This window comes from Bacillus cereus group sp. BfR-BA-01316, from assembly GCF_022664195.1.
Taxonomy (GTDB): Bacteria; Bacillota; Bacilli; order Bacillales; family Bacillaceae_G; genus Bacillus_A.
The window spans coordinates 1-13,022 of sequence record NZ_JAKUGX010000022.1 but is presented as its reverse complement, the minus strand read 5'-3'; the positions used below and the strand labels follow the sequence as shown (position 1 = coordinate 13,022).

The window sequence follows — 13,022 nt, the reverse complement described above, 5'->3', positions numbered from 1 at the left end:
AGCACACCTAAGAAAGTGGCACGTTATATGTAAGCGGGTGTTCTCAAATGTTCTCTACCCTAGTTATTTTGTTACCTTTACTATATTACGTATTTATTAAGTCAGTTTTGATAAATTGTTAATTAGGTGTTAACCGAATGTTAATATTCAACATATTCCTTTTACAATAATCTAGATATAAGAATAACCCCACACAGAAAACAACTATGCTTAAAGCTCAAGTGATATGTAAATTCATTCCATAGTTAATAAGTTTTAGTTCTCTTGCCACTGCTTGTGAAGCAAAATTATCCCAAGCCGTACTATACAGTGGAATGTGTTTTTCTTCTTGTATTGATATCGCCCAGGCCGTAACAACATCCGAACCATACCCTTTCCCTTGAAACTCCGCTAACGTTTCCACACTCGCTCCAGCAGCCACTCCTGTACTTCTTGCACTGCAACATATAGAAACTACTTGTTCATTTTCAACAATTGCAAAATAAGGTTGCCTCCATTCCATATTACTGGGTATATAGCCCCCATATAGCAAAACTCCATACAAAAAGATTCATACTCTATTCCTCTTTTCTAAAACAAAAATCCCATTTAGATAAACATCACTGAGTCCATCCTATCGAATGATTTCCTCGTTCTGTCTATCTAAATGGGATAATTTCGCGACCGTTATTTTCTTAGTCTCTTATCGTACTCTTGTATTATTCTATAGGTTGCTGCTGCATAACTTCATTTGCCCCAGCTTGCCTCAACATATTTGCAATATCTTTAAAACCTCTTTTTTCAGCATATTGCAGCGGCGTAGTCCCCTCACTGTTAGCCGTATTTACGTCAGCTCCATGCTCAATAAGCATTTGAATTACCTTTTTATGATTTTCGCTACCATTTCCTAATACAATCGCTTCTAATAATGCTGTTCCACCACGATTATTTTTGTAATTCACATCAATATCTGTTTGCTCTAGTAATTCTTTTACGACCTCTACATGACCACGCTCAGATGCAGAAGTTAATGCTGTTCCACCTGACCGAGTAGTTTCTTTCGTATTAACTCCTGCATTAATTAATAGTTTTACGATATCCTTGTAGCCTTCTCTACTAGCGTAAAGGAATGGATTACTTTGTTTCTCATCTTGAATTTCAATATCAGCTCCCGCATCAATTAACGCTTTAACTGTCTCTACATGATTCTGATACGTTGCTGCAAGGACAGGTGTTTCTCCGTTATCACCTTCTACGTTAATATTCGCTCCGTCTTTAATCAACTTCATAGCCGTTTCTGTATCACCTAGGGTCGCAGAAAGCAATAATTGCTTATCCATTAAATTTATACCAGTCTCTTCTTTATCTTTTTCCTTTTCTTTATGCTTTTCTTGCTTTTTTTCGTTTTTCACGTGAACCGGTTTCGATTCAGGTTCTTCTTGCTTATCACAAGCCACTACCATCATTAAAAGTCCTAATAATGTACATAATAAAATTTTTTGTTTTCTCACAACTACAGCTCCTATGAAAGATAATGTTTTCTTAACCATTCCTCCATCACATGCAATAACTCTTCTTCAATAGATTTATCCATAAGTACCTTATATTCCTTCTTCAATTGTCATAGTATACTTATGCTCATGTTTTCTCAACATATAATTCATGTTTGGAATGATATGCCACCCAGCTCCATCATTAATATTATGGAGCAATTAGTTTAGCATGTTTCAGCGATACTTGTACATCTTTGTTACCCTTAATTACTCAAATACACATAGTAATCACTCTGAATATGTCACTATATTATATTGTAACTGTTCTTCTAACTATTTTACACCTTTTATCTTTCCGTTTTTCATCTCATCAGCCAAAGAAAAGGACAACCTTAGATGGTTGTCCTTTATGTAACTACTTTTTCGGATTAATGAGAATGTCCTCCGCTATTCCCTTTTTGCGGTTTCCCCATCATCTCTTTATTCATTTCCCACTTATGCTCTGATAATTCTTTGTCGGAAAGGACCTTCCCCTTATATTTAGATACAAAACTTTCCGCATCTTTTTTATCTTTAAACGAGATCACGTTATAAGCCATAGGTGTTGTTATTGTTTTATCATATACGTAAGTTGCGTCCTGTAATGGAACCCAATCTTTCGTATTATAGTCTCGTACAAACTTTTCTTTCGTCTTCTCATTTTTATTGTTATCCATCCATTTATACATACAGCCAATATCATCAAACTTTAAGGCTTTTCCATTATCTAAAATAATTTCTGTTGCAAATTGATTATCCATTACCCCTATTTGACAAATATCACACTTATCATTTTTCTCATCAACCGCAATAGCTTCTATGTCCCTTTTCCCACATCCTACTATTGTAAATACGAAGCATAAACATATAACAAGCACAGCATACTTTACTCTCATCCCTATTTCCTCCCTATTAATGACAATACATTACTCCTAAAAATTTATTCATTGTACTCAACTAGGAGAATATCAAAAAGTTGTGTGAGATTTGTGAAAAAACATTGTTCTTTTTGTAATATATGGAAAAAAAGAGATGTGCAGTTATTTCTACACATCTCTCATCATTCACAACCAGTAATTAACAAATCATCTTCTATCTTAACTAATAATGTATCCGCACTAATTTCCTGTCCAACTTCTACATTTACTAATCTTATATTTCCACTGATCCCAACCCCGATTTTTTCAAGCTCACCATCGTGCTTTCGGATCATCATTAATTTTTCCCATTCATATACGTAAGAGGATTCATTAATAAAAATCTCTTCTACTCTTCCTTTACACGAACTATAAATCTCTTCTATTCTTGTTTCCATTCAAAATCTACTCCCTACTTCACGCGCTTCTCGTTTTCACCTTATTCTACCATTCTTGTGCGAAGTAAATTATCTTTTTAAAAATTCAAAATTACCTTCATGAACAAAATGATCAAAATAAAAATTATGCTTCTAATGATGTTATTTTTCAAATTATTTACCATTTGAATGAATGCTTTTATTATAAACAAAAAACCTTTTTCTGAATTTTTATTCTATTTCGAAAGCGCAATCATTCTTTTGAGGGGGAGATTACATGTTAGCACTACTTGGATTTACGATGGTATTTGTCTTTATGTTTTTAATTATGACTAAACGTATGTCAGCATTAGTAGCATTAATATTAATTCCAATTACTTTCGCATTAATTGGTGGCTTTTATGCAAATATGGGACCTATGATGCTAGAGGGGATTAAAAAGCTAGCACCTACCGGTATTATGCTTATGTTCGCCATTTTGTATTTTGGAATTATGATTGATAGTGGTTTATTCGACCCTGTCATTAGCAAAATTTTGAAATTTGTAAAAGGTGATCCTTTAAAAATTGTTGTTGGTACGGCTATTCTTACTATTATCGTTTCATTAGATGGGGACGGAACAACAACGTATATGATTACTGTTTCCGCAATGTATCCACTATATAAACGTCTTGGAATGAATCCACTTATATTAGCTGGGGTTGTCATGTTAGGAGCTGGGGTGACAAATCTTACACCTTGGGGTGGACCAACCGCTCGGGTTATGAGTGCACTTGGGCTTGAAGCTTCCGAACTATTTACACCACTTATTCCCGGAATGATTGCTGGTGCAATTTGGGTAGTTTTCGTTGCCTACTATCTTGGAAAAAAAGAAAGAAAACGTTTAGGAATTATGGATGTACAATATTTAAAACAAATGCAAACAATGGATGAGCAAGCTGCGACAGTTGAAGCTGAAATACATAAACGCCCGAAACTACTATGGATTAACTTTTTATTAACTGCTTCCCTCCTCGTTTGTCTCATACTAGAGATTATGCCGTTACCTGTTTTATTTACAGTCGCTTTTGCTATTGCTGTTATGATTAACTACCCTAACTTAGAACAACAGAAAGAGCGTATTGCGTCTCACGCTGGAAACGTATTAGCGGTTGTTTCTCTCGTCTTTGCTGCTGGAATTTTTACAGGTATTCTATCTGGAACAAAAATGGTAGATGCGATGGCTCAAAGTGTTGTTACTCTTATACCAGATGCACTTGGCCCCCAGCTTCCAATTATTACAGCTTTACTAAGTATGCCGTTCACATTTTTCATGTCTAATGATGCTTTTTACTTCGGCGTATTACCTATATTAACGAAAGCTGCTGCCGCTTACGGAATTAGTGCAGCAGAAATGGGACGTGCCTCGTTACTCGGTCAACCTGTTCACTTACTGAGTCCCCTCGTTGCTTCCACTTATTTATTAGTCGGAATGGCCAAGGTTGATTTTGGTGAACACCAACGATTCACTTTACTTTGGGCTGTTGGAACGACAATGGTTATGTTGATTACTGGAATTGCAATTGGAATTATTCCAATATAAGATAAAACTAGGAAAAACAGTAGAGGAAATGTAATAATCCTCTACTGTTTTTATTGTTGTAAAAATCCCCTATGAAGAAACGCGGAAATACCTTCTTTCTGGCCTTCCCACACTTCCGTATATAAGCTCCGCATGCACTTTCTTTCCAGAAATCAAATACTCTAAATAGCGTCTCGCAGTTGATCGGCTTACACCTACCATTGAACTTAGCATCTCTGCAGTAATTCCCTCTTCATTAATAGTTAGCATATGCTTTTTTATTTTTGCTAACGTTAATGGGTCTATCCCTTTCGGGGCGTATTCTATATGATTTGCCTGCACTCCTCTTTGAGACCATAGATGTTCAATTTGTTCCGGGGATAATTGAGCGCTTTTCTTTAATTGCGTAATCTTTTTTTGATAATTTTCTAAACTTGTTTTAAATCGATCGAATGTAAGTGGTTTTACGATATAATCTGTTACTCCGCCTCGTAAAGCATGTCGTACTACATCTGTTTCCGACGCAGCTGTAATCATAATAATGTCTGTATCATGTAAATGATGCCTAATATATGTGACAAGTTCCGTTCCTTGCATATCAGGTAAGTACACATCTAATAAAACAAGCTGTGGCTTCACAAATTCTAACCATTCCTTCGCCTGTTCTCCGGTCGTTGCCGTCCCAATCACTTTAAATCCCTCAATTTTTTCAGTAAAACGCCGATGAATCTCTGCAATCCGGATATCATCTTCTACAATCAATACTTCAATCCCCTCAGTCATTACAATTCGCCTCTCTCTTTCGGTAATGCAATGATAAATAACGCACCACCTAAATCCCCTTTTTCGATTGCAATACTTCCATTTAAATCTTCCACTAGCTCTTTCACTTTTGCTAATCCATATCCACGTTTTCCTCCCTCTTTCGTCGAAAAACCTTTATAGAATATGCTAGTAATTATTTCATCATGAATCCCGTGTCCTGAATCTTCCACTTCAATTAATATTTCTTCACCAATATCCGTTACAAACATTCTAACTCTCTTGTCATACTCTTGATTTTTTTCAATTGCTTCAAATGCATTCGTAATTAAATTTCCCAGTATAGAAACAACATAATTACTATCAATATGCGGACTTAACTTTTCTAAACTACTTTCTCGATCTAACACAAAATCAATCTTCAACTCTCGTGCTCTATTGTAAAATCCAATTAAAATTCCACCTAACCATGGATTTTGAATTCGTTTCATAATAAATTGAACGAAATCTTGATAGACTGCCGTTTCCTTATGAATAAGCTCTAAAGCATCTTCATATGACTCTAACTGAATAAGACCTGAAAGCGTATACAATAAGTTGTTATATTCATGTGTTTGTGCCCGTAACGCCTCTGTATATTGCTTCGTCTGAGACAATTCTGCTGTTAACTGATCCATTTCAGATTTCAAACGTAAACTAGATACGACGCCAGTTACTTTATTGTTAACTTTAATAGGTAAACGATTGGCAATAACGGCCTGTCCCTTTATATTTAATTGCCGATCAAACTGTTCCTCACCGTTTTGAAGTACCTCGAGTATCGATGAATTAGGGATAACATTTAAAATAAATTCTCCAATGATACTTCGCTGTTTATTTAAAGAAAGAATATCGTATGCCGCTTGATTGACTAAACTAACCATTCCATTTTTATCAATTACGATAATCCCTTCACGTACAGATTGAATCACAGTACTATGTTCTTCGTATAAGGAAGAAATTTCTTCTGGTTCCATTCCAAACATCATCCGCTTAATACTTTTTGCTAAATATACAGAGCCAATTATCCCAATTAACAGACCTGTTATTGTAATCCAAAACACACGCTTTCCATACACTTCTATCGCTCCATGAATATCATCCATTGAAAAACCAACAGATACTACGCCAATAATTTCATTATCCTGATTACGGATTGGAACTTTTCCGCGTAAGGACGGTCCTAATGATCCCGTTGCTTTCGAAACGTAAGATTTCCCTTCTAATAGAACTCCTTTGTTATCTCCACCAACCATTGCTTCTCCTATTTTATCTTTCTTAGGATGTGCATAACGAATACCATCTTTATTTCCAACTACAATAAAGTCAGCATCTGTTTCGATTCGAATTTTTTCTGCAATTGGCTGAATAATAGAAGCCGGATTTTCTTTTTGAAAAGCTTCCCCGATTTCTGGTATAGCAGCAACTGTTTTCGCAACATGCAACGCCCTTTTTCCAATTTGCTCTTCTACTGTTTCAGATAATATATAGTAAAATAAATAACTCGTTAACAGCAGTACAGCAAGAATAAGTGTACTAATAGTTAATGTAATTCTCGGTTGCAGTTTCAATTTCTTCAATTTCAAAATCATTCCCCTAACATTACTGAAGATAGAATTAAAAGAATATACAGACTTTTCAACTTAATCATACCACATTTATTTCTTTACTTTTATATCATTATTCACTACTCTGTCGGGGTGTTAGCAGAGAGGCCTATAAACACACAAAAGCCCCTCTAGTATCTATTTACTAGAGGGGCTTTTCACCTTACTATTCCTTATCTTTCTCTACTTCTTTTTTCTCACCTTCTACTACAGATACGACAGGTTTATCGTTGGATAGTTGCTGCACGGCACCTTTTCCAGCGAATCCTTCTAGTAATTCTTTTAAATCAATACCAGAAGAGGCTTTTAAAGTTTCTTGCATTGTTGCCATTAAATCTGTCGCATACCCTGCAACTTTCCCGGCGCCGCTATTCTTTCCGCCACCGCCTGTATCAACGACTGTAATTTTATCAATGTTACTAAGTGGACCCGCAATTTCTTTCGCATAACTTGGAAGCATTTTAAGAACCATATCCATAATTGCCGCTTGCCCATATAATTCAAATGCTTCTGCAATTTTTTGTTTCGCTTCTGCTTCTGCTAAACCTTTTAACCTGATAACATCTGCTTCCGCTGTACCTTGTGCCTTTTGTACTTCTGCCTTTGCCTGACCTTGTGCTTTTTCAATTTCTGCTTTTGCTAAACCTTCTACACGAACTTCTTCTGCACGTGCTCTTGCTTCTGCTTCAATTTTATATTGATCCGCATCTGCTTTTTTCATTTGTTTTACTTTTTCCGCTTCGGCTGATTGTTCAACAGCATAGCGATCTGCATCTGCCTTTTTCTTTACTTCTGCATCGTATTGCTTTTCACGACGCGCAATCTCTTTTTCTTCTAACTCAATTTGCTTTTCACGCTCAATGATTTTAACTCGCATTTGCTCTTCTGTAACACCTTGTTGCGCTTTCGCTTGTTGTAATTCGTAAGAAAGATCTGCATCTGCACGAGCTTGTTCTTGGTCTCTCTTATAAGATTGTACTTTTAATTCCTTATGTTTTTCAGCTTCAGCGATTTGTGCATCACGTTGATATTCTGCTTCTTTCGCTTCTTTCTCAGCACGAGCTTTTTCAATTCGTGCCTCTTTTTCACGCTCTGCATTCGCAACTGTTGCATCACGCTTAACCATTGCAATTTGCGGCTGACCAAGTGCATCTAAGTAGCCGTTTTTATCCATTATTTCTTTAATTGTAAAGGAAACGATACGAAGACCCATCTTCTTCAAATCAGTAGAAGCTACTTCATGTACCTTTTGTGCGAATTGCTCTCTATTACTATAAGCATCTTCTACTGTCATAGAAGATAATATAGCACGTAGATGCCCTTCTAAAACTTCTTTTGCTTCTACTTTTAACTCTTCCGTTTCTTTTCCTAAATATTGTTCAGCTGCTGTAGAAACTTCTTCAATTGTCGATCCTACTTTAATAATAGAAACACCGTTTACTGTAATCGGTACACCTTGTTTCGTATACGTATCACGTGTTCCAACTTCTAATTTGTAGTTTAATAAGCTAAGAAGTTCTGCTCGTTGCATAATTGGCACAACGAAAGTACCACCACCGCGGATAATCTTAATCTTCTTTCCATCATCAGTGGTAACAACATTCTTTCCACCACCAAGCCAGTTCCCTGTTACAATTAATGCTTCATCTGGACCAACTGTACGATACTTCGTAATGAATACTAAAATGAGTAGAATTAAAATTGCGAGTAAAACTCCACCGATAATTAATGGAATCGTCATGTAAATTCCCCCTTATAATTTTGGTTTCTTTAAAGAATAAGCGATGTTTTGTACAAGCAAAACACCATCTTGAACTCCCTCAATAATAACCTCGGTTCCTTGTGAAATATCTTTTTTCCCAATTGTTTTCGCTGGTATTGCATTACTTCCAAATTGGGAGGAGATTAACACTTCACCAAATCCTTCTGTAGGAATTGTCGTAATGACTTCTCCCTTGCAACCAACAAATTCATCCATACGTTGCACAGTGTTTTGTTCTGCTTCTGCAATCGGTTTTAAAATTAATATTTTCATAATAAATACACCAATAAAAGATATAGCGAATGAGGCCCCGAAAATAACGAGACTATTATAGGAATATAAATACTCTCCTATATAACTAAGTCCACATAACATGGCGAAGAAACTAAGTAGTAAAGTAACAACGGATACAGATCCGCCCCCAAAACTAAATATTGATTCAAATATATCTCCAAAGAAAATATAAATAACAGTGAGTATAGTAGCGATAATAAATCCATATAAATAAATTGTTTCAAGTGGATAACCAAACAAGACCATTTCTTATCCCCCTTTCTTAAACAATCCCTTTTTTTGTTATATGTATGCCCCACCTCTTTCAAAGATTATCGTTCTTAATTTTCAGTTATTTACCTTTTAAAGAAAAGCCTGTAAGACAGGCCTCTAAAAAAGAACAGGAGAAACCTATTGTGACAGGCTCCTCCTAGTAAATAACCGATATATTGTATATCTATATAATATACTATTTTCCACAAAAAGTAAAGTTAAACATACATTGGAAGAACACTTATTTTACTGATAATGCGTACGCTCCATCACCATTATCATATTTATATACATACAAGTAATACTTACCTGGTTTTGCATTAAATTTTGCTTCTATATGATTTCCATTAGCTTGACCGTAAGCTGCGTAATTTTGCATATCTGATTCATGGTGAAGTACCCATGTCATCCCGATTCCATGCTCATTTAAAACAGAAATATCGATATATTTCGCTGATGCCACATTAAATGTATAAACATCGGTGTGATCCACGCCAATAAGGCTACCTTTTATAGTAGTATTTAGCCCGATACGATTTGATTCCTCTGGACGATTATTTGGTTCAGATTCTGTTAAACTTCCATCTTTAATCGTAACAGTTGTTTCATTTCTACTCTCTTTACCTTTATCATCTCTTACTCTTAACGCTACTTTATAAGTTCCTTCTCTTTCATATGCATGTACTGGATTAACTTCTGTACTTGTACTTCCATCCCCGAAGTCCCATAAATAAGAAACGATTTTTCCATCTTCATCGTTTGATCCATCACTTTTGAATGGAATTCCTTCTTTTACAAGCCCATTATAAGGACCATTTATATTAACAATTGGAGCTTTATTTTCTTTATCATCTTTTGCGACACCATGGAAGACTACATCATATTCATATTCATTTGATGCATTAATACGGTAATTCACGAAGTATGCCGTAACAGTTTTGTATCCACTCCATTCCTTTGTCGCTAATTGTTCTAAAGCTTCATTTACTTGTTTACTCATTGCTTTCCAGTCTTCTGATTCACCTTTTGTTACACTACCTGTATACGTACCTTCTAGTGTAAATGTATTAAAGAATTGAGATGTGTGCTTTGTTATTGTTGCATCTTTCATATGCAACGTATCGTTAATTTCTTTCTTTACTTCTGTTAATGATTTTGATGCATGTTCAGTTAAATAATCATCTGCTACTTCCGGCACATTATACTTATCTTGATTATCAATTAACTGCTGCATATAAGCTTGGTACTCCTTATTTAACTTCGGATCTTTACTTAAAGTTTCACGATATGTATCATAATTTTTCACGTCATTCGCACGAATTAAATCTTGAATTTTATCAAACGTTTCAAATTGATGAGTATATAAGTACGACTGCAATGCAAACGAGTAGTTATAGAAATCCCAAGAGCCATATTTAGCAAATAGTGTACGCTCTGCCGTATAGCGGCTTGCAGGATCAGATGATAATCCACTAATTATGCTCTTTCTCGGTACAACGTTATTCGTACGAGTAGATCCTGCGAAAAATTCTGCATTCCCTTCTTGGAACCAAGTTAATCTTTCATTTTGATACATATCTCCTCTTCCAAATAAACCTGGAACTTCATATCTCCCTTGAAGATAATGAGTAAACTCATGACGGAATAACTCTTCTAAACTATAAATACTTTGCTCTGGCGTACGCTCATATGTAAAGAATGTGCCTGTCTCTTCAATATAAATCCCACCGTTGTTTGTCTCATATCCGTACAGTTGTCTATTTAATTGATATTCATCTGGAGTGTTATAGATTACTATCGTTAATACATCGTCTGCATTACCTTGTTCTAAAGCTTTATCATTACCGATTACACGGTGATATTGCGCCTTTACTTCTTTCGCTGCCCAATACAATCTCTTAATTTTTTCCTCTGATACTTTGTCCCCTGTTTTAAACACAATGGATCCATCGTCAAATCTGTACGTTTTTGGTAAGTATTGCTCTTTTCCTTCTTTACGTATCTTCTCTAAGTCTACCGTATTCCCGCTATAATCTTTCCCGTTATAGTTTGTTGTAATTTGTTCTACTGCAACAAAATACGATTCACTTAAACGTGGATACATATGCATCGCTTGTGTAACAACCTCTAATCCTTTATTTGGATTGCTATGAAACTTCCCTAAACGGCTAGCAAAGTAAATTCCATTATTAACGAGCCACTTATTTTCTGGCGTTACTTCATTTAGAAGAGCAATACGATTAATCTCATTAATAAATCCATCTACTTTTCCATACCACATTGTATCTTTTGCCTCTTTACGAGTTTCAAATAAATAAGATTGCATATCATAATCAATACCTTGCATAAGATCGTATACAGCTTGTCCTTTCATACGATCGTCTACATATGCATTAAAATTATCATTATATTGTTTTAAAATATTGGCTGCGTATTGCACTGTTTCAACATCACTTGAAGCATTACTAATTAATTTACCGTATGCAGATACTACTGCATCTTGCTCATTTGTTCCAAGCTTAAAGTTTGGATTTTTTGCGATTGCTTTTAAAGCAGGTAAACATTTGTCCTGGAAACTTCTTTCATTTAAGGCGCCTAATTCATTATTATAAAATGCAAGATAAAAAGCTGAACGTAACACTTCAGTAAACGTTTGAATTCCTTTTGAATCATCTTTCGTAAATGTACTACCTCTATGAGCTAATTCGTCTATAATTACTTGCATTTTTCCGTTATCTTTATAAAAGGCTTTTGCATCTTCATTAAACTGGAATAAGTCTGTAATTTGATTCCACTTAATACTTCCTAACGTTTCAATCAATTCTGGATCATTCATTTTGTTTAAATCAGCCATTGAATAACTTTCTTTAACCTGTTTTACTTCTGAACTCTTCATAATAGATGCTGGTCGCTGTGAAAAATCTCCTACTTTTAAACGTTCTTGAAACGATAATGTTTCCTCGGCTTTAGAAACGTGTCCAATCTCATCTACTGATTTTTCAATTCCAACTGGTTTCGAATGCAATACATTATATGGTACTTTTTCTTCCGCTGACACATGAGTTTGAATTGCTCCTAACGATAGGGCCATTGTGCTAATACTAAGCATGACTTTATTGATCTTTGATTTCTTGTTCATATCATTTCCCCCTATGTAAATATTCCATTCACGAACTTAACATGTTATCCAAATGAAATGATATAAAATGCAATATTTCATATTATTTCTTCATACATTTTGAACATATAGTGAACGAAAAGGACTTACAATTTTTGCTACAGTCGCTCCATTATTGAAGCGATCGAAACATCCTCGTATTAATCCTTCCCCTATTCAAAAAGACCTGATCATAAGCATATTTCAACATGAAATTGCTATGACAAGGTCTTCTCAGAAACTCATATAATCATTTTATATAATAATAAGATAAAACGTTTTTTATTTCTTAAATAATCTCTTTCTAAATACAAACATACTCAATGCTGAAAGCACAAATGCTATACCTGCAAGTAATGCTGATGTATTAGCTTGTCCACCTGTTGCTGCTAGCGATTTTTCATTTTCTTCTTGCTTATTAACAACTGGTTTACTTTCTTTCATACTTTGATTCCCTACTACTTTCTCTTTCACAACCTGATTATTTATATTTTGTTCTTGAACTGCTGACTGATTTATTTCTTTTTTCGATTTTTCGATTTCTTGTGCTACTTCTTTTTCTTTTGGTCCTTCAACTTCTTTTGTCGGTTCTTTTACTTCTTCTTTTGCTCCCTCAACTTCTTTTGTTGGTTCTTTTATTTCTTCTTTCGATCCTTCAACTTCTTTTGTCGATTCTTTTACTTCTTCTTTTGATCCTTCAACTTCTTTTGCTGGTTCTTTTATTTCTTCTTTTGATCCTTCAACTTCTTTTGCTGGTTCTTTTACTTCTTCTTTCGATCCTTC

10 protein-coding genes and 1 pseudogene are annotated in these 13,022 nt (G+C 35.0%); 1 reads left to right on the top strand and 10 read right to left on the bottom strand.

Features of this window, described 5'->3' with window-relative positions; all coding sequences use genetic code 11:
- Positions 1–217: 217 nt before the first annotated feature.
- The 4 genes and pseudogenes from MR071_RS16565 to MR071_RS16550 all read right to left on the bottom strand — a co-directional run.
- A pseudogene (locus tag MR071_RS16565) lies at positions 218–502 on the bottom strand (GNAT family N-acetyltransferase); the annotation flags it as partial.
- Positions 503–698: 196 nt separating this feature from the next.
- Positions 699–1,529: an ankyrin repeat domain-containing protein gene (locus MR071_RS16560; protein ID WP_242236991.1), complete on the bottom strand. Its 831-nt coding sequence runs from the start codon at positions 1,527–1,529 to the stop codon at positions 699–701.
- Positions 1,530–1,900: 371 nt separating this feature from the next.
- The gene (locus MR071_RS16555) at positions 1,901–2,407 is read right to left on the bottom strand and encodes a nitrous oxide reductase accessory protein NosL (RefSeq protein ID WP_105586179.1); all 507 of its coding nucleotides are present in this window, start codon (positions 2,405–2,407) and stop codon (positions 1,901–1,903) included.
- Between the two features lie 164 nt (positions 2,408–2,571).
- On the bottom strand, positions 2,572–2,826 hold the full coding sequence (locus tag MR071_RS16550) for a hypothetical protein (RefSeq protein WP_105586180.1): 255 nt from the start codon (positions 2,824–2,826) through the stop codon (positions 2,572–2,574).
- Between the two features lie 256 nt (positions 2,827–3,082).
- Between MR071_RS16550 and MR071_RS16545 the strand changes: the two genes are divergently transcribed.
- Positions 3,083–4,387: a CitMHS family transporter gene (locus MR071_RS16545; protein ID WP_242236989.1), complete on the top strand. Its 1,305-nt coding sequence runs from the start codon at positions 3,083–3,085 to the stop codon at positions 4,385–4,387.
- Positions 4,388–4,456: 69 nt separating this feature from the next.
- Here MR071_RS16545 and MR071_RS16540 read toward each other — a convergent pair whose 3' ends face one another.
- From MR071_RS16540 to MR071_RS16515, 6 genes are all read right to left on the bottom strand, one after another.
- Entirely contained in the window at positions 4,457–5,149 is a 693-nt protein-coding gene (locus tag MR071_RS16540) for a response regulator (RefSeq protein WP_242236986.1), read from the bottom strand.
- Positions 5,149–6,759 (bottom strand): ATP-binding protein, encoded by a 1,611-nt coding sequence (locus MR071_RS16535; RefSeq protein WP_242236984.1) that lies wholly within the window; start codon positions 6,757–6,759, stop codon positions 5,149–5,151. Before MR071_RS16535 ends, MR071_RS16540 begins: the two co-directional genes overlap by 1 nt.
- A 181-nt stretch (positions 6,760–6,940) precedes the next feature.
- On the bottom strand, positions 6,941–8,515 hold the full coding sequence (locus MR071_RS16530) for a flotillin family protein (RefSeq protein WP_242236982.1): 1,575 nt from the start codon (positions 8,513–8,515) through the stop codon (positions 6,941–6,943).
- Between the two features lie 12 nt (positions 8,516–8,527).
- Positions 8,528–9,076 (bottom strand): NfeD family protein, encoded by a 549-nt coding sequence (locus MR071_RS16525; protein WP_105586184.1) that lies wholly within the window; start codon positions 9,074–9,076, stop codon positions 8,528–8,530.
- A gap of 247 nt (positions 9,077–9,323) precedes the next feature.
- Positions 9,324–12,221: a collagenase ColA gene (gene colA / locus MR071_RS16520; RefSeq protein ID WP_242236980.1), complete on the bottom strand. Its 2,898-nt coding sequence runs from the start codon at positions 12,219–12,221 to the stop codon at positions 9,324–9,326.
- Positions 12,222–12,521: 300 nt separating this feature from the next.
- On the bottom strand, positions 12,522–13,022 hold a 501-nt coding region (locus tag MR071_RS16515), incomplete at its 5' end, for an LPXTG cell wall anchor domain-containing protein (RefSeq protein ID WP_242236978.1).